The following is a 25853-nucleotide window of genomic DNA, read 5'->3' as shown; positions in this document are numbered from 1 at the left end:
GGGGCAACTGTGATGCTCATGAGAGAGCGATAGGCTGTCGCTTTCGGATCATGGCGTTGAGGATGACGAGGAGTTGGCGTGCGACGGCGATAAGGATGGTCTTTGGCGCCTTGCCTTTGGCTCGCATCCTGTCGCGCATAGCGGTGAGGACGGGGATGCGCCGTGAGGCATTGAGGGCGGCGATGTAGAGGGCTTCGCGGACCTTGCGCCGCCCGCCCCAAATGCGCCTGGCGCCGCGCCATGTGCCACTTTCGCGGGCGTGGGGAGCGAGGCCGGCGAGCGAGGCGATCTTTCGACGGCACAGCGTGCCGAGTTCGGGAAGTTCACCGAGCAGGGTTGCCAGGACGGTGGGCCCGATGCCGGGAACAGCCGTCAGCAGCTGGGCCTGTTCGGACAGGGCCCGATCCTGGGCGATGAAGCCTGCGATCTGGCGGTCGAGCTGGGCGATCTGCTGGCTGAGCAGGTCGATCATGGCTTCGATGGCTTGTGCGATTTCGGGTTGGCCTGCGCTGTGGCGATGCAGCTTTTCGGCTTTGCGCATGTCGACCAACTGTCTGCGGCGACGCAGGAAATCGGCCAGGCGTGAACGGGCAGGGCTGAGCGGGATGGTAGCGGGCAGGTTCAGCGCTGCGCCCATCTGCGCGAGCACGCGGGCATCGACGCGGTCAGTCTTGGCCAGCGTGCCGGTGGCTCTGGCGAACTCGCGGGCCTGACGCGGATTGACGCGCGAGAAGGGATGGCCGCGTGTCGCCAGCGCGGCGATCAGGTCACCGTCGCAACCACTGGTCGCCTCGAAGACAAGGCGGATGTCGTGGTCGAGCGTGTCGAGCCAGACGGCGATGGCATCCGGTGTATTGGCGATCCGCCCGATCCGGCCCGATGGCAGCTCGCAGATGTCGATGACGGCACGCGAAAGGTCGCAGCCGATAACGGCTTGTGGCATGGTATAGGCTCCTGTCCATGTCGTGCGGGATCAGCAGTCCCAAGCAACTGTTCAGGGTTGTGACCAACGCGGAAGGGACCCTTGCTCCCTATCGGGCTCCAGACCCTCGGGGGGGACGGGCTCCCTTCCGCAACATCTTCATACCACCGTCGCATCAGACAGGGAGGGGGACCATGCGTAGCATGGTGGAGGGGTATCGCCGGTGGCGAGGTTGGTTTGCCCTCGCCGATCGGGACACCCCTCCGTCAGGGCTTCGCCCTGCCACCTCCCCTTGCAGGGGAGGAAGTTCTCATTTCGTCGGGAAGCCGCGTTGCTTGAGCAGCGCATTAACATCCGGATCACGGCCCCGGAACGCGCGGTATGCTTCAGCGCGATCCGTCTCGTTCCCCGTCGACAACAGGATTTGCGCGAAGCGATCCGCCGTCGCCTTGTCCCATGGGCTTCCCGCTTCCTCGAACGCCGCGAAGGTGTCGGCGTCCATCGTCTCCGACCAGAGATAGCTGTAATAACCGGCCGAATAGCTGTCCGACGAGAACAGGTGATTGAACTGCGGCAGGCGGTGCCGCATCACCAATTCCTTCGGCATCCCGATCTCGCGCAGCGTCGTCGCCTCGAACGCGGCCGGATCGACGATCCCATCCGGGATCGTATGCAGCTTCATGTCGACGATCGCCGAGGACAGATATTCGGTCGTCGCAAAACCCTGGTTGAAGGTCTCCGACGCCTTGATCTTGTCGAGCAGCGCCTGCGGCATGGGCTGGCCGGTCTTGTAGTGACGCGCGTATTTGTCGAGCACGTCACGGGTCGGCAGCCAATGCTCGTTCACCTGGCTGGGATATTCCACGAAGTCGCGCGGCGTCCCCGCCAGCCCGGGATAGGTCACGTTCTGCAGCATTGCGTGGATGGCGTGGCCGAACTCGTGGAACAGCGTCTCGGCATCGTCCAGGCTGATGAGCACCGGCTCGCCGGGCGCGCCCTTGGCGAAGTTGTTGTTGTTCGACGACAGGACCGTCTGCACCGGCGGCAGGTTGCGCTGGCCGCGATAGGTGTTCGCCCAGGCACCCGAACGCTTGCCCGTCCGCGCGAAATCGTCGCGGTAGAACAGCCCGACTTCCTTGCCGCCCCTCGTCACATGCCAGACGCGCATGTTCGGCTCGAACACCGGGACCGTGCCGGTGATTTCCTTGAACTCCAGCCCATAGAGCCGGTTCGCCGCATAGAGCGAACCCTGGATGATGTTGTTCAGCTCGAAATAGGGCTTCAGCTCGGCCTGATCGAGGTCGTAGCGGCTCTTGCGGACCTTCTCCTGGTAGAAGCGATAGTCCCAGGGCTCGATGGTGATCTTGGCCCCTTCCCCCTTGGCAGCAGAGGCGTCCGCGATGGCCTGCATGTCGCGGACCTCTTCGGCGACGCGGGCCTTGGCGGCGGGCCAGACACGCATCATCAGGTCCATCGCGGCGGCCGGGGTCTTGGCCATCGTGTCCTGCATCCGCCAGTCGGCATGGGTCTTGAAGCCCAGCAGGTGCGCGCGATTGGCGCGCAGGCGAACGATGCGGGCGATGGTCGCCTTGGTATCGTTGATGTCGCCATTGTCGCCGCGCTTGGTGAAGGCCCGCCACACCTGCTCGCGAAGCGCCCGATCGGTGCCGAAGGTCAGCACCGGATCGACCGCCGAGCGCGTGTTGACGATCGCCCAGCCCTGTTGCCCACGCTCGGCGGCGGCCGCCTTGGCGACCGCCTTCACGCTCTCGGGCAGGCCCGCCAGCCGTACCTCGTCGGTGACGATGATCGCGGTGCCCTCATCAGCCAGCAACCGCTGCGAAAACTCGCTGAAGTTGATGGCGAGGTTCTGGTTGAAGGCGGACAGTTGCTCCTTCTGCGCCGGCGTCAGCTTCGCACCCTGCCGCACGAAGCTGTCATAGGTGCGCGTGACCAGCCGCTTCTGCTGCGCATCCAGGCCGCTGGTGTCCCGCGCCTTGTAGATCGCCTCGATCCGGGCGAACAGCTTGGGGTTGAAGGTGATCTGGTCGGAGGCCTTGGACAGCTTGGGCGACCATTCCCGGTCCAGCGCCTGATAGGCGGGGGTGTTCATATTGCCCGTCATCACCCCGAACAGCGTCATCACGCGGTTCAGCGTCTGCCCGGCATTCTGCATCGGCACGAAGGTATTGGCGAAGGTCGGCTTGGCCGGGTTGTCGGCGATCCGGTCATAGTCGCGCTTGCGCTCGGCCAGCGCGGCCTCGAACGCGGCCGGGAACAGCTCGGGCTTCACCTTGTCCCACGGCGGCACCCCGCCATAGGGGCCGGTCCAGGGAGCGATCAGCGGATTGGCGGCGGGGGCCTGTACAGCCTGGGGCGGAGACGCCATCGCGGACGTGCTCATAAGAGCCGCCAGAGCGGCGGCGAGGGACAGATGACGCAATGTGAACTCCCGGTCATGAAAGGCGCGTCATCACCATAAGCCCCCGTTCCGGCGGGTAAAGTCTTGTGACCTACCCCTCCCCGCCCTGCGCCTCCGCCAGCAGAGCCGCCGCCATCAGCCCTTCGCCGGTGGCACGCGCGGCGGCGGGCGTCATCGCGACCGCCACGCCATTGGGCCCGTCGAGCATGACGATCCCGCATTCGGCGGTCGCCACGCCCGCATCGTCGTGAACGCCGTGATAGGGCTTGCCAGGATCATCGAGCGGGGTCATACGCTCGGCTTGTCCAGGGTCGGGCCGCCGCCATAGAGGTAGCCGGGATCGAAATCGGCCAGCGCCGCCAGCATGTCGAGGTCGAGGATATGCGCCTCCCCGCTGCGGAAGGTCATCAGGCCCCGTTCGCGCAGCGACCGCAGGACGCGGTTAAGATGCACCGGCGTGATCCCCGCCGCCTCCGCCAGGTCGATCTGGGTCACGGGGAACCGGAACACGCCGTCCCGGACCATGTCGACCATGGCGAGCCGCGCGTGAAGCTCACAGAACAGATGCGCGACACGGCCATCGGCCTCCAGCCGCCCCAGCCGGAACACCCATTCCCGGTGCATCGCGGCATCGAGCAGCGTCGAGAACCACAGCAAGCGGGTCAGCCGGGGATAGCCCGCCACGATCCGCTCCAGACGATCGTGTCCCGCCAGCGCGACCCGCACCGGAGTCAGTGTCGCGACGTCGTGATCCAGATGCCGCATGGCAAAGCCGTGCAGGTCGACGAAATCACCGGGAACGTGAAAGGCGACGATCTGGCGGTTGCCCTGCCGGTCGTCCATGTACCGGCACATCACACCTTCCAGCAGCATGCTGCTGTACCGAACCCGCTCGTCGCGGCGGATGACGATGGTGCGGGCAGGGATGGTGCGGACCTCGTCGATGCTGTCCTCCAGCACCGCGATATCCTCGGCCGTCATCGTGTCGCGGCCCCGCCCCTTCAGGAACAATTCGGTCAGTAGCGGCCCGTCTTCGGCGCGCTTCTGCTCGCGTCGCGTATCGATTGCGGAAACCGACATGACATTTCCCTCGCCCAACGTTCAGGAGAGAAATCCCCCGCAGGGGCAAAGTGTTCCGCAAGCGACACGATCCGCAGGTCAGTCGCCGATCGGCTTGCCCGCCGCCTGCACCGGATCGCCGCCGTGCGGCAGGTCGTGGGGCGCCTTGCGGTTGCTGCGGACGGAGGCCCAGAAGGCCAGACCGATCAGCGTCGCGCCGATCAGGCCCGTGATCGTCTCGGGGATATGGAACCTCACCGACAGCAGCATGATCGCGGCGAGCGCGACGATCGCGTAAAAGGCGCCGTGCTCCAGATAGCGATATTGCGCGAGCGTCCCGTGATCGACCAGCATGATCGTCATCGAACGGACGAACATCGCCCCGATGCCCAGCCCCAGCGCGATGATGAACAGGTTGTTCGACAGCGCGAACGCACCGATCACCCCGTCGAACGAGAAGCTGGCGTCGAGCACTTCGAGGTAGAGGAACGCCGCAAGGCCCGACCGTGCCGCCGCGCCGGTCGCCGCATCGCCGTCGCTGCCTAGCAGCACGCCGATGGCATGGACCGCGATATAGGTCAGCAGGCCGAAGATGCCCGAGGTGATGAAGGTCATCGCGTCCTCGGCCGGAATGAACCGTGAAATCGCATAGAGCGCCAGCAGGACGATCCCCGTCGCCAGCCCCGAAATGTCACGCAAGGCAGCCAGCGGCCGCTCGATCACCGGCAGCCAATGCTCTTCCTTCTCGTCGTCGAGGAAGAAGTTCAGGCCGACCATGGCCAGGAAGCTGCCGCCGAAACCCGAGATGCCGACATGCGCGGAGGTAATGATCTGTTCGTAGCGAACCGGATCCCCGGCCGCCAGCTTCACCGCCTCGATCGGGCCCAGATGCGCCGCGATCGCGACGATGGCGAGCGGGAAGACGATGCGCATCCCGAAGACGGCGATGATGATGCCCCAGGTCAGGAAACGGTGGCGCCACTTGTCGTCCATATCGCGCAACACGGTCGCGTTGACCACGGCATTGTCGAAGGACAGGGACACTTCCAGCACGCCCAGGACCAGGACGATCCACAGGATGCCGAGCGTACCCGGGACCGTCCCCGTGCTCTGAAAGCCCAGCCAGGCGGCGATCGCCAGGCAGAGCAAGGTGAACAGAAACGATCCCTTATAATATTTCAGCAGCACTCTGATGGTCCCCCGTACCTGTCCGATCGGCGCCACGCTTCGGCGCTCCTACGATCGGGACTAAAGTCCGGCTCGTCGGATTTGTTCAATCGGGCCACGGTCCTATCGCCGCGAAGTCGCGACGGGACAAGTCGGGACCATGCCGGGATCAGATGCGGGCGTCGTTGCCGATCAGCTGTTCGGAAATGCGCGTCGCCGTCGCCCGCAGTTCGGCCAGCGCCTGATCGCCATCGACCAGCGCATCGGTGATGCGGATGAACGGAACGGTCAGCACGGCCACCGCCCGGCCGCCGCGCATGATCGGCACCGCCAGTTCCACCATGCCGGGCAATTCCGCGCTGTCCGCCTGTGCGAAACCCTGGTCACGGATGCCGTCGGCCGTGGCGACCAGATGGTCGTGGCGCTCCTCCGACAGCGGCGGGTCGAACAGACCGTCCCATTCGCGCCGCGTCTGATCGGGCTGGAACGCATAGAGCACCTGCCCGGACGGAGTTTCATGGATCGGACGGCGATAGCCGACGCGCACCGAGAAGCCGACCGAGGTACTGGCCTCCATCCGCGCGATGACGGAGGATGCGGCGCCCGACGGGATGGCGAGGTAGCAGGACTGGCCGATCCGATCGGACAGCATCCGCATTTCGGGCAGCGCCTGTTCCATCAGGCTGCGCACCGGCGGGCGCTTCAGCCCCAGATGGAACAGGCGCGGGGTCATGACATAACCGTCCTGCCCCTGCGCCACGTAACCGCGATGCTCCAGCACCTGGATCATGCGGAAAAGCTCTCCCGTCGACCGCCCGAGACGGGTGACGATCGCACTCATCGTCAACGGATGGTCCTCGGCGGCCAGCAGCTCCAATATGTCGAGCCCCTTTTCCAGCGCCGGGGCACGGTAAAGCCGCTTGTCGTCCAACATTTCTGGCGTATCGCTGGCCAAAAATTCCCTCCGTTCCGATCGACAACGCGGCGCGACCGCTATCAATTTCTATCACGCGACCCGCGGCTATATAGTCTGCATTGAACGCGGCAATATGATTAACGCCCGGATGACAATAATTTAATCGATCAGGATGTGAACGATATCAGCGCCCGCCGGGGCGACGGCGCGGGCATCGGCCGGCAGCGTCGCGGCACAAAGGTCGGGATCGGCGAGCACGACACGCCACCGTCCCGCATGACGGCTGGCCGAGACGATATTGTCCGCACCGCCCATCGCCTGGACCAGCGTGTCCGGCAGGCAGGTCGCCTCCGCGACGGTCGCCGTCTGCATCGGTGCAGGTGCGACCGGCGTCGCTGCGCGGCTCGTGGCGGCGATCGGCCCGGTTTCGATCGCGGCGCGCATCTCCATGGCGACCGTATCGGCAACCGGCCCCAGGACGACCTGGACGCCGCTGGCAGAGGGGCGGAGGATACCCCGCGCGCCCAGCCGCTTGAGCGCCCCCTCGTCGACCCGGGCCGGGTCGACCACGATCAGACGCAGGCGGGTGGTGCAGGCGGCGATTTCGCTGAGATTGGTGCTGCCCCCCATCGCCGCGACGAACGACGCACCGCGACCACCGGCGGCCTCCGTGGCTTCCCCCTCGGCCGCCGCCTCGACCTCGCGGCCCGGCGTCTGGAGGTTCCAGCGGCGGATCGCGAAACGGAACACGACATAGTAGATCAGCGCATAGATCGCGCCGATCGGCAGCAGCATCAGCGGCTTGGTCGCCTTGCCGAAATTGATGACATAGTCGAACAGACCGGCCGAGAAGGTATAGCCCAGCCGCACGCCCAGCGCGTTCATCAGCGCTTCCGAAATGCCGGTCAGGATGGCGTGGAAGGCATAGAGGACCGGCGCCAGGAACATGAAGCTGAACTCGATCGGCTCGGTCACGCCGGTCAGGAACGACATCAGCGCCAGGCTGAACAACATGCCGCCGACCGCCTTTTTCCGCTCCGGCAGCGCTTCGTGATACATGGCGAGACACGCGGCGGGCAGGCCGAACATCATCACGGGGAAGAACCCGCTCATGAACGCACCCGCCGTCGGATCGCCCGCGAAGAAGCGGGTCAGGTCGCCGGTCTTGCCATGATAATCGCCGACCACGAAATAGGCGACGGTGTTCAGGATGTGATGCAGGCCGGTGACGACGAGCAGGCGGTTCAGCACGCCGAAGGCGAACAGCCCCAGCCCGCCCGCCTGGACAATGCCCTGGCTCATCGCGTCGATGCCCGTATTGACCGGCCCGAATGCCACGCCCAGCAGCGCGGCGAGGCCGAGGCCCGCAATCCCCGAGATGATCGGCACGAAGCGACGACCGCCGAAAAAGGCCAGATATTCCGGCATCTTGATGGTGGCGAAGCGATTGTAGAAATTGCCGCCGATCAACCCCGCGACGATGCCGACCGGCACGTCGAAACGATGGACCGACTTGGCCCGCCACGCCGCCTCGACGGTCGCCGCGATGTCCTTGGCCAGCCCCGCGCCGGTCCCCGCAGGCGGCACGATCAGCGTTTCGGCGCCCTTGATGGTGACGAGGTAGCAGGTGATGCCCGCCAGCGCCGCCGCGCCGTTGCCGTCGCGGGCAAAGGCGGTGGCGACGCCGACAGCGAACAAAAGGCCCAGATTGTCGAAGATCGCATTGCCCGCATTCGCCATGAAGGCGATGTTCAGCATGTCGGGCTGGCCGAGGCGCAACAGGAGCCCTGCGACCGGCAGCACCGCGATGGGCAGCATGAGCGCCCGCCCGAGCGATTGGATGGTGGCCATGGGCGAACTCATGCGCCGATCTCCTGAAGCATAGTCGTGATGTGCGCGCGAACCGCCGCCGCCGAGGGAAGCGCCAGCGCGGCGATCGCGGCGGCGCGGCATTTCACCATGTCGAGCTTGCCGACCAGCGCCTTGGTCGCCGCGACCCGCGCCGGGGGCACCGACAATTCGGTCACGCCCAGGCCCAGCAGGATCGGCACCGCCAGACGGTCGGCGGCCAGCGAGCCGCAGACGCCGACCGGTGTGTCGTGGCGCGCTGCCCCGTCGCAGGTTGTGCCGATCAGGCGCAGCACCGCCGGGTGAAGCCCGTCGACCCCGGCCGCCACCGCCGCATTGCCGCGATCCATGGCCAGCGTATATTGGGTCAGGTCGTTCGTACCGATCGAGAAGAAGTCCGCCTTACGCGCGAGAATATCGGCGGAAATCGCGGCCGCCGGGGTCTCGATCATGACACCGACCTCGGCCTTGCGACCGTGGCGCTCGACGACCGCGCGAACCGCCTCCAGTTCGGACAGGCTGGCGACCATTGGCGCCATGATCCGGCACGGCTGGCGCACCGCCAGGATCGCAGCCACCTGATCCTCCAGCAATTGCGGATCGGCGAGCGACACGCGGATGCCGCGCAGGCCCAGCGCCGGATTTTCCTCGACGGGCAGGTCCATATAGGGCGCGGGCTTGTCGCCGCCCACGTCGAGCAGGCGGACGATCATCGGCCGGTCGCCCAGCGCATCGGCGATCGCCTGATAATCGCGGGCCTGTTCGTCGCGGGTCGGCGCAGTGGCGCGCTCCAGAAACAGGAATTCGGTGCGCAGCAGGCCACAGCCCTCCGCGCCTTCGGCCACCGCCGCCTCGGCATCGGCGACCGAGCCGAGATTGGCGAACATCTCGATCCGGGTGCCGTCCGCCATGCGGCACGGCCCTTGCGCGGCGCGGGCAGCCTCCATCTCGGCCTTGCGGCGGGCGATGGTGTCACGCGCCGTGCTTTGTGCCTCGGCATCGGGTTCGGGGTCGACCAGGCCGCGATCGGCATCGAGCACGATGACCCGGCCATCCTCCAGCGCGGCCAGCGGCTCGCCGAAGGCCACCGCCATGGGCAAGCCCATGCCCGCTGCCAGGATCGCGGCATGCGAGGTCGGCCCGCCCTTGACCAGCGCGATACCCGCCACGACGGCGGCATCGAGCGCTGCGACCTGGCTGGGCAGAAGATCCTCGGCGACCAGGATCGCGCCGCTCGGCACGCTCGGCCCTTCGATCGGCAGCCCTGCAAGGGCTGCAAGCACATGGCGTTCCAGATCGCGCAGGTCGTCGGCGCGCTCGGCGATACGGCGGTCGCCGCTCGACAGCAGGACGGCAACCTGTTCGGTGATCGCTTCCTGCCACGCCACGCCCGCGCTCATGCCTCGGCCAATCACGGCCAAAGCGGCGTCGGTCAGCGTCGGATCGGCCAGCATCGCACCATGCGCCGCCATCACCCCGCCGCGTGCGCCACCGGCGGCCGCTGCCCGGGCCAGGCCCTCGCGCACCGTATCGAGCGCTTCGTTCAGTCGGGTGCGTTCTTCCTCCTCCGTACCCGCCCGCGTCTCGACCGGAATGGCGGCGCGGGTCAGGCGATGGATCGGCCCGACCGCAAGTCCCGGTGCGGCGGGCACCCCGCCCAGCCCCGGCCCCTCGCCGCGTACCGGCGCGGGCACGTCGACCGGAGTTTCCTCGGGCGTGGCATCGTTCAGGAAGGCGATGACCGCTGCCAAGGCACCGGCCGCCTGCGCCCCGCTCGCCTCGATCCGCACGGTCGTACCATGGCCCAGGCCAAGCCCCAGCAGACCGACCGCGCTCAGCGCCGAGGCATGGCGGTCGCCGTGATACAGGGTGACGCGCGCGTCATGCTTGCGCACCGCCTCGACCAGCCGGGCGGCGGGACGGGCGTGCAGGCCATGCGAGAGCGCGACGACCGTTTCCTCGACCAGCGTTTCGCCGCCGGTGTCGCCAACCTCCGCCTCACCGCCCAGCGGCACGACGCGCAGCAACGGGTCGCCGACCGCGACCAGCCCCTTGGCGATCGGCTCGACGGCATAGCGGGTGGCATCGGCAACGATGACCGGCGTGACGACGGCGGGCGCGTTCTGGACCAGATAGTCGAGGTCGAAACGGATCAGCGGCTGGCCCGCCAGCACCTTCGCACCCGCTTGCACCTGCGGGGTCAGCCCCTTGCCGCCCAGCGACACGGTGTCGATGCCGATATGGCAGATCAGTTCATAGCCGTCGGTGCTGCGCAGCGTCACCGCATGGCCCGCCTCATGCACCGTCAGCACGGTCGCGTCGCACGGGGCGCACAGCGCGTCGTTGACCGGATCGATCGCCACGCCGTCGCCCAGCATCTTTTCGGCGAAGACCGGGTCCGGCACTTCGGCCAGCGGCGTCACCCAGCCAGCCAGCGGCGCATAAATGGTCAGGTCACTCATCGCACGTCACTTTCGCCAAACTGCATTCCTTCCCCGTGACCGATCCCCAAGCGCGATCAGCGCGGGGCGATCGTCACCCGGCCCAGCAGGCCGCTATCGATATTGCCCAGTCCCGCGACGATCAGCGCGATGGTCCGCTTGCCCGCACCCGAGGGCAGGGTCGCGGTCATCGGGCCGGGCTTGGGATCGCGCTTTTCGGCGATCAACTGGCCATCGACCCACAGGCTCGCCATGCCGCCGACCGATGCGAACGTCAGCTCGCCGCCCCGCGCCGCCACCGCCCGCCGAGGCGTGACGATTGCGCGATAGACACGCCAGCCCGCGCCTTCCGCCGGGGTCGGCGTACCGGCTTGGACAAAGGCCCAGCCATTATTATCGCTGGCCGCGGGTGCGACGTCGGGCGATGGCTTGGTCGCCAGCAACGGCGAACGCCGCCATTCGCGTACATCCATGTCGCCGCTCATCACCGCGACTTGCGCACGCGGCGCCACGCCCAGCCGATCGAGCTTCAGCGTCGCTGGCTTCAGCCCGTCCGCCGTCGCGCGGATGACGATCCGTCCGCGCCCGGTATCAGGCCGCACGATCATCTGGGCCAGACCGTTAAAAAGAGAGCGCTGATTGCCCTTTTCGGACTCATGGCTATTGGGATCGCCATTGCCGACGCCGATGATCGCCCCGCCCTCGATGGCGAAGCGGGTCATCAGGTTGGCGGTCGGGACATGGCGCCCCTTGGCATCCACCGCGTCGATGGTGATCGCCTGCGCATCCTCGGTATCGCCCGCCATCACGGTGCGCGCCGGGGTCAGGCGCAGCGCGACCGGCGCTCCGACCGTCTCATGCGCGGCGCGCGCGACCTCGCGGCCGCCGCGATAGGCGATCGCCTCGATCCGGCCCGGCGCGTACGGCACGGTCCACTCATTGCCCATCAAACGGTCGACCGCCGCCTCACCCACCGTCTTGCCGTTCAGGCGAAGCACGACGCGCTCGGCATTGGACAGGACCATGACCTTGGTCGGCTTGCCCTCGCGCCCCGGCCAGCTCCAGTGCGGCGCGATCGCGACGACGGGCGCGTCATCGATCCAGGCGGCGCGGTGGATGTCGAAGGCGACCTTCGGAAAGCCGCACAGATCCAAAATGCCGAAGAAGCTGGAGATGGTCGGCCATCCATAGGGGGTCGGCTCGCCATGATAGTCGAAGCCGGTCCACACGAACCCGCCCGCCACATAGGCACGTTCGGCGATCTTCTTCCATGCGCCGCGATGCGTATCGCCCCAGCTGGCCGCCTCGATATCATAGCTCGACGCGATATGGCGGGCCGGATCGCTCTCGAACGCGCCGCGCGTCATGTAGGCGCTGGTATCCTCCGAGCTGGTCATCGGCTTGGCCGGATTCAGCTGGTGATAGCGGTCGTAATCGCCCTGATAGTAATTGAACCCGGTCACATCGACGACCTGCGCGACGTTGATCGGATTGAAGAACGCCCCGTTCATCGCCGCCGTCACCGGGCGGCTGTCATCCAGCGCGCGGACCCAGTGCGCCATGCGCTGGACCATCGCCACGCCTGCGGGCGTGCCCTGCATCGGTTCCTCGTTGAAGACCGACCACAGGATGACGCTGGGGTGATTACGATCGCGCCGGACCAGCCATTCCAGCTGCGCGCGATATTCGGGCGCCGGATTGAACTGCCGGTTCTCGTTCATCACGAGGAGGCCGAGCCGGTCGCACCAGTCGAGCAGCTCCGGCGTCGGCGCATTGTGGCTGGACCGGATGGCGTTGCAGCCCATCGCCTTCAGCCGCTCCAGCCGCCAGCCGAGCAGCGCATCGGGGATGGCGGTGCCGACGCCCGCATGATCCTGATGCAGGCAGACGCCCTTCAGCTTCACGGGCCGGTCATTGAGGAAGAAGCCCTGCGCGGCGTCGAAGCGGATCGTGCGAAAGCCGATCGGCACCCGTCGCTCGTCCGCCACCTGACCGTCGCGCAGCAGCCGCACGTCGAGCGTGTAGAGCGTCGGCCGCTCGACCGACCAGAGCGTCGGATCGGCCACCGGCAGATCGAACGTCGCGGTGGCTTCGTCGAAGGTCGGAACGGTCGCCTCCGCCTGCCCCTGCGCGACGACCTTGCCCTGCGGGTCGAGCAACCGCGCCTCGACCGTCACCGGGCAGTCGGCGGGCGCAATGCTGGTCAGCGTGGTGGTGACGGGGACATGCCAGCGGCCATCGGTCTTGCGCGGATCGCAGTGCACGCCATCGGTCGCGATCGAGACGGGCGCATAATCACCCAGCCAGACATGGCGGTAGAGCCCGGCGCCCTCATACCACCAGCCCTCCATCGCATCCGCATCGACCCGGACGGCGACGATATTGGGTTCGTCGCCAAAGCGCGCGAACGGCGTCAGGTCGATACGGATCGCGTTATAGCCGGAGAAATTATGCGAGACGACGCTGCCATTGACCCAGATGGTCGCAAAGGTCGCGATGCCGCCGAATTCCAGCTCGATCCGCCGACCGCGTAAGCGCGGGTCCAGCCGGAAGCTGCGTCGATACCAGCCGATCCCGCGCGGACGATACCCTTGCGCGACATTGGCGGTCTTCACGAAAGGCTGGAACGAGGCCCAGTCGTGCGGCAGGTCGACCGCCTGCCAGTCGCTATCGTCATAATCGACCGCCGCCGCACCGCGCGCATTCCCAGCCTTGACCGACAAGTACGTGGCATTGTGCGTGTCGAGCGGCGCGGGCTCGATATCGTCTTCATGGAACAGCCAGCCGCGATCCATCAGGACACGCGCGGCATCCTGCACCGGCAAAGCGGGCGGAAGCTGATCCACCGGCTCGGGCATGGGAAGCGCGCCCGCACCGTCCGCCGGGCGGCGATTGGCGGCGAAGGCTGGCACGGGCGCGATGCCGCCCGCCAGCCCCACCACCGCGCTGCCCAGCAGCAGGTCGCGGCGCGCGACCGTCATGCCGCGACCGGCTCCGCCGAGGCGATGCGCGTTTCGACCGGCTTGAGCGCGGCGTCGAGCACCACCCAGTCGGCGCGCAAGCCCTTCGCCAGCGCCCCGCGCTCATGGCTGAGGCCCAGGAACGCCGCCGGATGCGTCGCGGCCATGGCCGCCGCCTGATCGACGGTGATGCGCAGCTGCTCGACCGCATTGGCGACCGCCGACCCCATGTCGAGGTCCGAGCCCGCCAGCGTGCCGTCGGCATAGGTGCACTTGCCGCCCGACACGTCGATATGCCGACCGTGCAGGACGAAGTCCTTCTCCACCGCGCCAACCGACGACATGGCGTCGGTAACGAGCATCAGCTTCTCGAACGGCCGCGCCTTCAGCGCCAGCCGCAGCATCGGCGCGGCGACATGGAAACCGTCGATGATGAGACCACTATAAGGCCGCGGATCATCGAGCGTCGCGCCCGCCAGACCCGGCACCCGCTGCTGCATGGCGGGCATCGCGTTATAGAGATGGGTGATACCCGACAGCCCCACATCGAACGCCGCCATCGCCTGTTCGTAGCTGGCCTCGCTATGCCCCGCGCTGACCAGCACGCCCGCATCGACGAGGCGCTTGATCGTCTCGACCGGCACCCGCTCGGGCGCGATGGTCAGCATGACCTTGCCTTTGCGCGGGCGGGTCAGGACGGCGACCATGTCCTCGTCCAGATCGCGGAAGCGCGTCGGATCGTGGATGCCTTTGCGCGCCGGGTTCAGCACCGGCCCCTCGACATGGATGCCGACGATGCCGGGCACCTTCGCCTCGATCGCCTCGTCGATCGCGTCGAGCGCGCGGGCGATCTTGTCCGGCGTCTCGCTGACCAAAGTCGGCAGCATTGCGGTGGTGCCATAGGCGGCATGCGCCGCCGCCATGCTCGCGATGCCGTCCACATCCAGACGGTCGTTGAACAGCACGCCGCCGCCGCCATTGACCTGCGTGTCGATATAGCCGGGCACGACCCAGCCGCCGTTCAGGTCGATGGTATCGGCCGAACCCTCAACCGCGCCGATCGACGCGATACGGTCGCCCTCGACGGTGATTTCCGCACCCTGCTGAACGCCGCCGGAGGTCGCGACATGGCCGTTGACGAAACGGAAACGGGTCATAGCGTGCGGGTCACTTTCTGCAGATGCGGCGGCGAGTCGGGGTCCATGCCACGGGCGAGCGCCAGCGCCTCGACCATGCGGTAGAAGCTGGCGAGCATCGAGATCGGCTCGAGCGCGGGGTGGCCCGCGACCATGGGCAGGTCACCGCCCTGCCCCGCCACGAACGGCTTGGCGCCGCGCGCGGCGAACTGGTCGGCGACCGCCTTCACATCCTCGCCCGCCACGTCGGAAGTGGCGAAGCCCAGCACCGAATAGCCCGGCTCGACGATGCGCATCGGGCCGTGACGAACCTCGGCGGCGCTGAATGGCTCGGCCTGGATCGAGCAGGTTTCCTTCAGCTTCAGCGCGGCTTCCTGCGCCACGCCGTAACCATAACCGCGCCCCAGCACGAACATCTGGCTGACGTCGCGAAGCCCCTCGACCGCCGAGGACCAGTCGAGCCCCAGCGCCTGTTCGACCTGACCCGGCAGGTCGTCCAGCGCCGTCTCCAGCGCCTCGTCACCCGCCCAGGCGGCGGCGAGCTGCGCCAGCCCAGCCAGCGCGGTCAGGCAGGACTTGGTGGCGGCGACGGCCTTTTCGGGACCGGCCGACAGCGGCAGGAACGTGTCCGCACCGGTCGCCAGCGGCGACTCCTCGTCATTGACCAGCGCCACGATATGTGCGCCGCCCGCGCGATACGCCTCGACCGTCGCCAGCAGGTCCGGGCTGCGCCCCGACTGCGAGATGGCGATGACCAGGGCTCCTCGCACCTTCATCGGCGTTTCGAAGATCGACGCGACCGACGGTGCGGCCGAGGAGACCGGCACGCCGGTCTTGGTCTCCAGGATATATTTGCCATAGGTCGCGGCATGGTCCGACGACCCACGGGCGATGGTGATGATGACCGGCGGCGGGGCGGCACGCAGCCGCTCGGCCAGCGCCTTGACGGTCGGCGCGTTGCGCGCCAGCAGCCGGGCGATCGCCTCCGGCGCCTCGCCCGCTTCCGCTCCCATCAGGGTGCCGGTTCCCGCACTACCAGCGGTCATCACATCAGACATCGGTTAACTCCGCGACGAAATCATAGGCATCGCCGCGATAGAAGGACTGGGTATATTCCACCGCCCGTCCATCGCGTAGAAATCCGCGCCGCTCGATCAACAGGCCCGCATGACCCGGATCGACGTCCAGCATCTTGGCATGGTCCGCGCCGAAGGGAACCGCGCGCAGCCGTTGCAGCGCACGGATCGGCCGGTTGCCGGTTCGCTCCAGCGCGGCATAGAGCGAGCGATCGACCGCCTCGATCGACGGCAGCGCAAAGCCCGCGATGGTCGAGATCTCGATCGCCATCGGCACCTCGTCGGCGAAGCGCACGCGCTGGAAGCGATAGACCGGCGCGCCCGGCGACAGGCCCAGCGACAGCGCCTCCTCGGGCGTAACCGTGCCCGGCGCACGGCTGACCCACTGGCTGCTCGGCGTGCGTCCGCGCGCGATCATGTCCTCCGAGAAGGACGACAGCTTGGAGAAGCTCTTCTCGACGCGCCCCGCAACGAAGGTGCCCGCGCCGCGTCGCCGCGTCAGCAGACCCTCTTCGACCAGGCCACCGATCGCCTTGCGCACCGTGATCCGCGACACGTCATATTCGATCGCCAGGTCACGCTCGGCGGGAATGGCGTCATCCTCGGCCAGGACATTGCTGGTGATCGCGTCACGCAACAGCTGCTGGAGCTGGAGGTACAAAGGCGCGGGGTTCCCCTTTCGGAAGGAGCCGACCTGCGCCGAGAATGTCATGGCTGCGCCATCCCCCTTGTCCCGGGCGTCGCTCATGCCACGCCCCGCTTCTTCGTCAGGCTTATCGCAGCCACCCCAAGCGAGCAATAGGTATTATATATGGCATACATTGGCTTTTATCCTTCCCCTATTTTCTGCCGTATCGCCGCGATACGATCGGCGCTTGTCCGGCGCCTTGCCCCCACCGCAAAGCCCATGGCGAGCACCCGCGGATCCCCCCAATCCTCGCGCACGCTGGCCGAGGCATGGACCGCATCGACCCCGGTCCTGGCGATCAGCGTCGCGACATTGTCCGCCGAAACGCCCGAGCCGGCGATGATCGACAGGCGCCCTGCGGCGGCCTCGACCATCGACGCGATCACCTCCGCACCCTGCTCCGCGGTCGCCGCGCCGCCCGAGGTCAGGATATGGTCATAGCCCAGCGCCGCGACCTGCTCGACCGCCTCGACCGGATCGGCCACCAGGTCGACCGCCCGGTGAAGGACGATCGCAACGCCCGCCGCCGCATCCCGCCAGCGCGCGAGCAGGTCGAGGTCGAGGCGCCGGTCGTCGGCCATTGCACCGACGACCACGCCCGCCACCCCCATCGCCACCAGGCGACGGATCTCGTCCGTCGCCAGTGCGATGTCGGCCGCATCGAAGCGAAAATCCCCGTCACGCGGACGGACCATGGCATGTACGGGGACGCCCGACTCGACCGCATGGGCGACCAGAGCCGCCGAAGGCGTCAGCCCGCCCAGCCCCAAGGCACCGCACAGTTCGATGCGGTCGGCACCGGCCGCCACGACCGCCGCCACGCCGCCCGCGTCATCGACGCAGATCTCCAGCAAGGGCGGCCCGGCCCGGACCAGTGACATGACCATCTTGAACATCCCCCGGCAACTTCGGCCTGCGCGTCCGCACCATCCCCGCGCCGACCCTCATGATAGTGTCATTTAAGCAGCACGTCGGACAATGCGCCAGCCCAATGGTCTCATGAACCAAACGTCACATTTTTTCCGTTTACGGACCAATGTCAGTTTGGTTACAGGTTGGTTATTCTGGCATATAATATAAAAAGCCAGCCGGGGAGGATGCCACCAGCCACCCCAGGACAAAGAAAACAAGCGCGCACGGTGGAGCCGCGAGCATATTTTGGGGGATTTGAATATGTTGAGCTTCCGAGGCATGATCCTGACGGCGACCGCCCTCGCCGGGGTTCACGGCACCGCCTTTGCGCAGACGACGACGCAGCCGGGCGACTCGCCCACCCAGACCGCGCCGGGCAGCGACCAGAGCGACGGCGGCGACATCGTCGTCACCGGCATCCGCTCCAGCCTGCGTAACGCCATCAACGTCAAGCGTGAGGCCAACGCCGTCGTCGACGTCATCACCGCCGAGGACGTGGGTAAGTTCCCCGACCGCAACGTGGCGGAATCGCTGTCGCACATTCCGGGCGTCAGCATCGATCGCCGCTTCGGCGAAGGCGAGAAGGTCGCGATCCTGGGCACCGACCCGGCGCTGAACCGCATGCTGCTCGACGGCCATGCGCTCGCCTCGGCCGACTGGGGCGGCAACGACAACGACCCATCCAGCCGCACCTTCAACTATTCGCTGCTCGCCCCCGAACTGGTCGACCGGCTGGAAGTCTACAAGTCGCCGGAACCGCGCATCGAAGAAGGCAGCCTGGGCGGCACGGTCATCGTGCGCACTCGTCGCCCGCTCGACCTCGATCCCAATTCGGTCTTCGCCTCGGGCGGCTATTCGTACAATGACCGTTCGGAAAAGGGCAATATTCGCGGATCGGGCCTGTATAGCTGGCACAACCAGGCCGACAATTTCGGTTTCCTGATCGCGGGCACCTATGACAAGCAGAACCTGACCCGCGCGGGCGTCGAATTCTTCGGCTATCAGAGCGGCAGCGACTTCTTCCAGAAGGACGCCAACGGCAACGTCCTGCGCGACGCCAGCGGCCAGGGCATCCTGAAGAGCCCGAACGCCACCATCACCGGCGGTACGAAGAACGATCTTATCAACGCGGTCGCCCCCTTCGGCATCAACTATGCCTATTTCCAGCAGACCCGCGAGCGCGCCAGCGTGTCGGGCACCGTGCAGTATCGCCCGGCCGACAATCTGACGCTGACCCTGAACGGCCTGCACATCGACGGCAACTACAACAATTACAGCCAGTCGATGTACACGATCCCGGTCGCCTGGACCGGCAACGTGCTGCAGACCGCCAATGTCAGCAACGGCGTCGTGAACTCGGCGTCGTTCGGGGCGGCCACGAACCAGGCGTCGCAGCTCGACACACTGGTCCGCAAGACCAAGCTGAAGACCGACAACCTCAATTTCTTCGCCGATTGGGAAGGCGATGACGGCGCGAAGGTCAGCTTTGCGGGTGGCTGGTCGCGCGCGACCGGCGGCCGCAACCCCGAATATCTGTTCAACGTACAGACCAAGCTGCCGTTCAGCTATGCGTTCGGGCCGAAGTCGGCGACGGTCAACTATGTCGGTGATCCGACCAACCCCGCCAACTATTTCACCAACCCGAACAACAACCCCGCCACGATCGAAGGTCGTCCGGTCGTCATCAACGGCCAGAGCCTGAATGCTGCGCAGATCGGCGGCCTGGACTATAGCGTCACCACCGACCGCGACATCTATGGCGGCTATGACGCGACCATCCCGGTCGAGTTCGGCCCCTTCACCCAGATCCTGCTGGGCAGCCGCGTGACCGATCACGTCAACCGGCTCGATGCGCGTGGCATCAACACCTATATGACCACGTCGATGACGGCCAACCAGCTGGGCGTGCCCACCCTGGTCACGCCGGGCGGCGTGTTCGACGGCACCGGCGGTTCGGGCAATGCGACCCAGTATCTGAACCTGCCGGATCAGGCGGTGATCGACATCCTGGCCAAGGCGATCAACAGCCCGCTGGTCAACAAGATCGGCGCATCCAGCCGCGTGCGTGAGACCGTCATGGCCTCGTATATCCAGGCCAATTTCGACCAGAGCGGCGTGCGCGGGAACATCGGCGGCCGTCTGGTCTATACCCGCGACCAGTCGCGCTATGCGGTGACGCAGAGCAACCTCGCCAATCCGGTGCCGGTGCCCACCACCACCACCACCGATTACCTGAAGTTCCTGCCCAGCGTGAACATCGCCTATTCGATCACCCCGCAGGTGATCGTGCGCGGCGCGGTCGCCCGGGTGATCTCGCGTCCCCGCTATGAGGATCTGGCGGCATCGCTGACGCTGAACAACGTCACGCTCGACGGCGGTGGCGGCAACCCGAACCTGAAGCCGTATGAGTCGACCAACTATGAACTGACCGCGGAATGGTATCCGCGCGCGGGCACGTTGCTGGCAGTCGAGCTGTTCCGTCGCGACATCTCGAACTACATCATCAACACGCGCACCAATGCGGTCTATTTCAACACGCTGCAGAACGCGCTGACGACCTATAACGTCAACCAGCCGATCAACGGCGGCAAGGCGACCGTCAACGGCGCGCTGGCGTCGGCCCAGGCCGAAATCTGGGGCGGCTTCGGTATCCAGGCGAACTATTCGTACCAGGACAGCTCGACCTCGTCGGTCGACACGACCGGCGCGGCGCTGAACCTGCCGTACCTGTCGCGCCACACGGTCAACGTGATCCCCTATTTCGAAAAGGGCATTTTCCAGGCGCGTCTGAGCTACAATTACCGTTCGAGCTATTTCCGCACGATCGGCCGCCTGGGTTCGCGCGAAATGGTCGCGCCGTACAGCCAGCTCGACTTCTCGGCGGGCTTGCAGCTGACCAAGGAGATCACGCTGTCGGTCAACGCGCAGAACCTGCTCGACGAGACCTATTACCAGTATAACGCGACGCCCGACCGTCCGACCGCCTTCTACAAGAACGGCCGGACCTATGCCGCGTCGGTCGCGGTGCGTTTCTAAGACCTGACTTGAGCCTTCTTAAGCCCCTCCCGCAGGCGGGAGGGGTTTGGGGAGGGCATGGAGTCTCACCGAGCCTATCGCTTGGGGCATTCCCTCCCCCATCCCCTCCCGCTTGCGGGAGGGGATGGGGGAGTCACCAGGCTTTGTGAACGAGAGATGCCCGTAGATCTTGGGATCGGTGGGCTTTTCTTGTGCCCTGACTTTAACGAGTCATCAAACTGCTTTGCCTCTGTCACCGATCTGCGACGCGCGCGTAACAGATGACAGGCATGACACGCATAACGCCAAGCGTGGGGTTATGCCGATGCCGATCACCAGCATTCCGATCGATGGTTCGCTGCACGAAGACGCCGCCATCCTCGACTTCATTCCCCGCGCGCTGGTGACGCCGGAACCCGAAGGGAATGAACGCCGCCGGTATCGCACCATCTGGATTTCGGACGTCCATCTCGGCACGCGCGGCTGCAATGCGGAAATGCTGATCGACTTCCTCGACCATGTCGACAGCGAGACCATGTACCTGGTCGGCGACATGATCGACGGCTGGCGGCTGAAGAAGAAATTCTACTGGCCCGCCGCCCATAACGACGTGGTCTGGCGCCTGCTGAAGCGCGCCAAGCGTGGCACCCGCGTCGTCTATATCCCCGGCAATCACGACGAAATCTTCCGCCAGTTCACCGGCATGGATTTCGGCGGCATCGCCATCTGTCGCAAGGCGATCCACGAGACGGCGGACGGTCGCCGCCTGCTGGTCCTGCATGGCGACGAGTTCGACGCGATCACCCTGGCGCATCGCTGGCTCGCCCATGTCGGCGACTTCGCCTATACCGCGCTGATGGAGGTGAACCGCTGGGTCAATATCGTCCGGCGGTGGATGAAACGCCCCTATTGGTCGCTGTCCAAGCACGCCAAGGCCAAGGTGAAGAACGCCGTCGCCTTCATCTCGCATTTCGAGGAGGTCGTCGCCCATGCGGCGGGGGCGCGCGGCGTCGATGGGGTGGTGTGCGGCCATATCCACACCGCCGAAATCCGCGACATCAACGGCGTCACCTATTATAATGACGGCGACTGGGTGGAGGGCTGCACCGCGCTGGTCGAGCATTTCGACGGCACGATGGAAATCCTGCACTGGGGCGACGAGATGGAGGCTAGGCGGAGCAAGCCGGTGGTCGCCGCCGCGATCGCCGCCTGATCGGAAAGGACAAGGACCGATGCGGATCGCGATCGTCACCGACGCCTGGAGCCCCCAGGTCAATGGCGTGGTCCGCACCCTGCAATCGGTGACGGCCGAGCTGCGCGCAATGGACCATGAGGTCAGCGTTCTGTCGCCCGACCTGTTCGCCTCGATCCCCTGCCCCAGCTATCCCGAAATCCGCCTCGCCTTGCCCGCCCCCGGCGCGGTCGGGCGAGCGCTCAGCGGGTTTGGACCCGATGCGGTGCACATCGCCACCGAAGGCCCGCTGGGCCTGCTGGCGCGGCGCTGGTGCCTGGGCCGTGGCCTGCCCTTCACCACCGCCTATCACACACAATTCCCCGATTATGTCGCGGCGCGGGTGAAGGCGGTCAACCCCGAATTCGTCTGGCGCTATGTCCGCTGGTTCCACGCCCCCTCCACCGCGATCCTGGCCTCGACCCCCAGCGTGGCGGCGACCTTGGCCGCGCATGGCCTGCCGCAGAACCGCCATTGGGGACGCGGCGTCGACACCACGCTGTTCCGCGCCGACGGCCCGCGCGACGCGACGGTCGCGGGCCTGCCCGGCCCGGTACAGCTTTACGCGGGCCGCGTCGCGGTCGAGAAGAATATTGCGAATTTTCTGGCAACGCGCACGCCCGGCACCAAGGTCGTGGTCGGCGACGGCCCGGCCCGTGCGGCGCTGGCGGAACAATATCCCGACGTTCACTTCCTCGGCGCAAAGTTCGGCGAGGATTTGGCCGCCATCTACCGCGCGGCGGACGTCTTCGTCTTTCCCAGCCGTACCGACACGTTCGGGCTGGTGATGATCGAGGCGCTCGCCTGCGGCACGCCCGTCGCCGCCTTGCCGGTGCAGGGGCCGCTCGACGTGCTGAGCCCGGAAGTCGGGGTGATGGACGAAGCGCTGGACCGCGCGATCGCCGCCGCGCTGACGCTCGATCGGGGAGCGTGCGCGGCTTACGGGCAAGGCTTTTCGTGGCGGGCGAGCGCCGAACAGTTCCTCTCCGCCCTCGCGCCGATCGACCGGAACCTGCGCGCAGCGGCATAAGATCCTCCCCTGCAAGGGGAGGTGGCGCGTAGCGCGTCGGAGGGGTGTCCCGCTCTCGAGAGGGTTACACCCCTCCGTCAGGGCTTTGCCCTGCCACCTCCCCTTGCAGGGGAGGAATGGTTCGGGACACCGATCAGCCCACAAAACCCGTTTAACGGGTTGAACGCCCCTTGCCCCGCATGTCATGCTCCGGCTTCGCGATTCGTGTCGGTCCTGCCCCACCAGTCGCATTTATGCCGGTCGTGCCGCCTCGTCGCCACGGCCACTCCAACCGCTGCACCCGAAAGGTCCCCGATTGGACATCGTTACGCTCAGCCTGTTCCTGCTCCTCGCCGTGGTGTTGAGCGGGGTTCTATCCCGCCTGCTGCCCTCCGCGCTTCCCCGTCCGCTCGTCCAGATCGCCCTCGGCGCGGTGCTTGGCGGGATCGCCCAGATCCGGGTCGAACTGAACCCCGAAATCTTCTTTCTGCTCTTCGTGCCGCCTCTCCTCTTTCTGGACGGCTGGCGCATTCCGAAGGACGAGCTGTTTCGCGACGCGGGGGCGATCCTGGGGCTGGCGCTGGGACTGGTGTTCCTGACGGTGCTGGGCATGGGGCTGTTCATCCACTGGATGATCCCCGCCATGCCCTATGCGGTCGCCTTCGCGCTCGCCGCCGTGGTGTCGCCGACCGATCCGATTGCGGTGTCCGCCATCGCGCAGAAGGTGCCGATCCCCAAGCGGATGATGCACATATTGGAGGGGGAGTCGCTGCTCAACGACGCCTCGGGCCTGGTCTGCCTGCGCTTCGCGGTCGCCGCCGCGCTGACCGGCGCCTTTTCGCTGACCCAGGCCGGGCTGACCTTTGCGTGGATGGCGGTGTCGGGCGTCGGGCTGGGCGTCGCCATCGCCTGGGGCACGATCACCACCAAGAGCCTGTTCGCGCGGCGGTTCGGCGACGACAGCGGATCGAACATCCTGGTCAGCCTGCTGATCCCGTTCGCCGCCTATCTGGTTGCCGAGCATGTCGAAAGCTCGGGCGTGCTGGCCGCAGCGGCGGCGGGCATCGCCATGTCCTTCACCAACGTCTCGTCGGGGGTGAAGGCCGCCACCCGCATCCGGCGCCAGGCGGTGTGGGACATGCTGCAATTCACGCTGAACGGCATCATCTTCGTGCTTCTGGGCGAGCAATTGCCGCAGGTGTTCGCGGGCGCACGCGACACGGTGATGCTGACCGGCCATGCCTCTCTGTGGTGGCTGAGCCTTTATGTGCTGGCGATCGTGGCGGGGCTGGCGGCGCTTCGCTTCGCCTGGACCTGGGTGGCGCTGCGGCTGACCCTGTTCCGGCAGCGCGGCACGCCGGGCCGCGCCAGCCCGCCGCGCCGGGTCATCACCGCCATGTCGGTGGCGGGCGCGCGCGGGGCCATCACATTGGCGGGTGCGCTGACCCTGCCGCTGACGCTGGGCGACGGCACGCCCTTTCCGGCGCGCGATCTGGTGATCTTCCTGGCGTGCGGCGTCATCCTGTCCTCGCTGGTCATCGCCAGCCTCACCCTGCCGCTGCTGCTGCGCGGACTCGCTTTGCCCGTCCAGGACGGCATGAGCGAGTTGGACCACACCCGAGTCGCCGCCGCCAAGGCGGCCATTGCCGAGCTGGAACGGCTCCAGCACGAAATGGCCGAAGGGCGCGACGATGCCGACCAATATGTCGAGATCGCGTCGCGCCTGATGGACGGCTATCGCAGCCGGATCGACACGCTCGAAGGCGACTTCGATCCCGATGCCCGCCGTTTCGAAGAGGTGGAGCGCCGCATGCGCCTGGCCGCGATCCGCGCCGAGCGGCGGGTCGTGTTCGAGCTGCTCAATACGCGCGCCATCGGGTCGGACACGGCACAGCGACTGGGCCGCGAGCTGGATCTGGTCGACACCCGCCTGTCCGCACAAAGCTGAGCCATCTTTGGCCTTGCGTCGGGTCGCGAATTGTCGTGTCTCGTCAATGGGGTCGGCATCGACAAAGGGGGTGAGATGCAGGGAGCGGAGGCGAAAGCCTGTCTGAATTGCGGGACGGCGTTGGTCGGCCATTATTGCCATGCCTGCGGCCAGTCGTCGCATATCCACCGCACGCTGGGCGCCTGGTGGCATGATTTCAGCCACGGCGTCCTGCATATCGAGGGGCAGGTCTGGCGGACGATGGCGATGCTCGTCACCCGGCCCGGCGAGCTCACGCGCCGCTATATCGCGGGCGAGCGGCGGCGCTTCCTGTCGCCTTTGGCGCTGTATCTGTTCAGCGTTTTCCTGCTGTACATCGCCTATTCGGTGCTGGGCGGTTTCGGCACCTTCCATCCCCCCGGCAGCTGGGAAGCCGCGACCGAGCTGCGCGCGGAAGTCGCCAAGGTCGACCAGCGCATCGCCGGTATTGATCGCGAGCGCGCCACGGCCATTGCGGCGAAGCGTGATACCGCCGCCCTCGACAAGGAACGCCGGACGCTGGTCGAGCAGAGGCGCAGCATGGACTTCACCGCCATGGCGATGGGTGGCGGGCAAGAGACAAAAGCGGGCGATGGCGAGCATCACGAACAGGTCATCACCGGCTGGAAATCGCTCGACGCCAAGATCGTCCACGCCATTCGCGATCCGGAGTTCCTCCTCTTCAAGATGGAAGCGAACGGCTATAAATTCTCTTGGGCGCTGATCCTGTTGTCGATGCCGTTCATGTGGCTGTTCTTCCTCTGGAAGCGCGGGCTGGCGATGTTTGACCATGCGGTGTTCGTCACCTATTCGCTCAGCTTCGTCAGCCTGCTGATGGTCGTGATGCTCTTGTGGACGAAACTGGCGCATCTGCACGGCGTCGCGCTGTTGATGCTCGCCTTTCCCATCCATCTGTTCCTCCAGCTGCGCGGGGCCTATCGCCTCGGACGGGTGTCAGGCCTGCTGATGACGCTGGTCGTATCGGTGATGGCGGCAACGGTGTTGTTGATCTGGATCATCGGCCTGTTGGCGCTGGGGATGGCGCATTGACGTATCAAAGCATTGCAGGCCCAGCGGGATAGGCG

Annotated in this window: 18 protein-coding genes; 5 read left to right on the top strand and 13 right to left on the bottom strand. The window is 66.5% G+C overall.

Annotation, left to right across the window (positions count from 1 at the left end):
• Positions 1-16: 16 nt before the first annotated feature.
• The 13 genes from AC1GI4_RS17130 to AC1GI4_RS17070 all read right to left on the bottom strand — a co-directional run bounded on the left by AC1GI4_RS17130 (position 17) and on the right by AC1GI4_RS17070 (position 17522).
• Positions 17-943 carry an IS110 family transposase gene (locus AC1GI4_RS17130; RefSeq protein WP_479628293.1) on the bottom strand — a complete coding sequence of 309 codons (927 nt, stop codon included), beginning with the start codon at positions 941-943 and terminating at the stop codon, positions 17-19.
• 289 nt (positions 944-1232) lie between these two features.
• Positions 1233-3311, bottom strand: coding sequence for a M3 family metallopeptidase (locus tag AC1GI4_RS17125; RefSeq protein ID WP_479630312.1), 2079 nt, complete (start codon positions 3309-3311; stop codon positions 1233-1235).
• Positions 3312-3435: 124 nt separating this feature from the next.
• Positions 3436-3636, bottom strand: coding sequence for a hypothetical protein (locus AC1GI4_RS17120; protein WP_479630311.1), 201 nt, complete (start codon positions 3634-3636; stop codon positions 3436-3438).
• Positions 3633-4424 carry a Crp/Fnr family transcriptional regulator gene (locus tag AC1GI4_RS17115; protein WP_433910276.1) on the bottom strand — a complete coding sequence of 264 codons (792 nt, stop codon included), beginning with the start codon at positions 4422-4424 and terminating at the stop codon, positions 3633-3635. Before AC1GI4_RS17115 ends, AC1GI4_RS17120 begins: the two co-directional genes overlap by 4 nt.
• Before the next feature lie 78 nt (positions 4425-4502).
• On the bottom strand, positions 4503-5588 hold the full coding sequence (locus AC1GI4_RS17110) for a DUF475 domain-containing protein (RefSeq protein ID WP_479630445.1): 1086 nt from the start codon (positions 5586-5588) through the stop codon (positions 4503-4505).
• 151 nt (positions 5589-5739) lie between these two features.
• Complete coding sequence (locus tag AC1GI4_RS17105; protein WP_479630310.1) at positions 5740-6525, bottom strand: IclR family transcriptional regulator; 786 nt, start codon at positions 6523-6525, stop codon at positions 5740-5742.
• 120 nt (positions 6526-6645) lie between these two features.
• The gene (nagE, locus tag AC1GI4_RS17100; protein WP_479630309.1) at positions 6646-8349 is read right to left on the bottom strand and encodes an N-acetylglucosamine-specific PTS transporter subunit IIBC; all 1704 of its coding nucleotides are present in this window, start codon (positions 8347-8349) and stop codon (positions 6646-6648) included.
• Positions 8346-10796 (bottom strand): phosphoenolpyruvate--protein phosphotransferase, encoded by a 2451-nt coding sequence (ptsP, locus tag AC1GI4_RS17095; protein WP_479630308.1) that lies wholly within the window; start codon positions 10794-10796, stop codon positions 8346-8348. The genes nagE and ptsP overlap by 4 nt, the downstream gene beginning before the upstream one ends.
• 56 nt (positions 10797-10852) lie before the next feature.
• Entirely contained in the window at positions 10853-13756 is a 2904-nt protein-coding gene (gene galA / locus AC1GI4_RS17090) for a beta-galactosidase GalA (RefSeq protein WP_479630307.1), read from the bottom strand.
• Positions 13753-14892, bottom strand: coding sequence for an N-acetylglucosamine-6-phosphate deacetylase (nagA, locus tag AC1GI4_RS17085; RefSeq protein ID WP_479630306.1), 1140 nt, complete (start codon positions 14890-14892; stop codon positions 13753-13755). The genes galA and nagA overlap by 4 nt, the downstream gene beginning before the upstream one ends.
• Entirely contained in the window at positions 14889-15929 is a 1041-nt protein-coding gene (locus tag AC1GI4_RS17080) for an SIS domain-containing protein (protein ID WP_479630305.1), read from the bottom strand. The genes nagA and AC1GI4_RS17080 overlap by 4 nt, the downstream gene beginning before the upstream one ends.
• The gene (locus AC1GI4_RS17075; protein ID WP_294272259.1) at positions 15922-16659 is read right to left on the bottom strand and encodes a GntR family transcriptional regulator; all 738 of its coding nucleotides are present in this window, start codon (positions 16657-16659) and stop codon (positions 15922-15924) included. The genes AC1GI4_RS17080 and AC1GI4_RS17075 overlap by 8 nt, the downstream gene beginning before the upstream one ends.
• Before the next feature lie 116 nt (positions 16660-16775).
• On the bottom strand, positions 16776-17522 hold the full coding sequence (locus AC1GI4_RS17070; protein WP_479630304.1) for a copper homeostasis protein CutC: 747 nt from the start codon (positions 17520-17522) through the stop codon (positions 16776-16778).
• 286 nt (positions 17523-17808) lie between these two features.
• Between AC1GI4_RS17070 and AC1GI4_RS17065 the strand changes: the two genes are divergently transcribed.
• The 5 genes from AC1GI4_RS17065 (at position 17809) to AC1GI4_RS17045 (ending at position 25818) form a co-directional block, all read left to right on the top strand.
• Complete coding sequence (locus tag AC1GI4_RS17065; protein WP_479630303.1) at positions 17809-20583, top strand: TonB-dependent receptor; 2775 nt, start codon at positions 17809-17811, stop codon at positions 20581-20583.
• A gap of 304 nt (positions 20584-20887) precedes the next feature.
• Complete coding sequence (locus AC1GI4_RS17060; RefSeq protein WP_433910268.1) at positions 20888-21775, top strand: UDP-2,3-diacylglucosamine diphosphatase; 888 nt, start codon at positions 20888-20890, stop codon at positions 21773-21775.
• A gap of 19 nt (positions 21776-21794) precedes the next feature.
• Positions 21795-22823, top strand: a complete 1029-nt coding sequence (locus AC1GI4_RS17055; protein ID WP_479630302.1) for a glycosyltransferase family 4 protein — start codon at positions 21795-21797, stop codon at positions 22821-22823.
• A 295-nt stretch (positions 22824-23118) separates the two neighbouring features.
• Positions 23119-24750, top strand: coding sequence for a Na+/H+ antiporter (locus AC1GI4_RS17050; RefSeq protein WP_479630301.1), 1632 nt, complete (start codon positions 23119-23121; stop codon positions 24748-24750).
• A gap of 75 nt (positions 24751-24825) precedes the next feature.
• A complete protein-coding gene (locus AC1GI4_RS17045) occupies positions 24826-25818 on the top strand; it encodes a DUF3667 domain-containing protein (protein WP_479630299.1) in 993 nt (330 codons plus the stop codon).
• Positions 25819-25853: the final 35 nt, after the last annotated feature.

Source organism: Sphingomonas sp. 77B (genome assembly GCF_056497825.1).
This window is presented reverse-complemented; position numbering and strand designations above follow the sequence as displayed.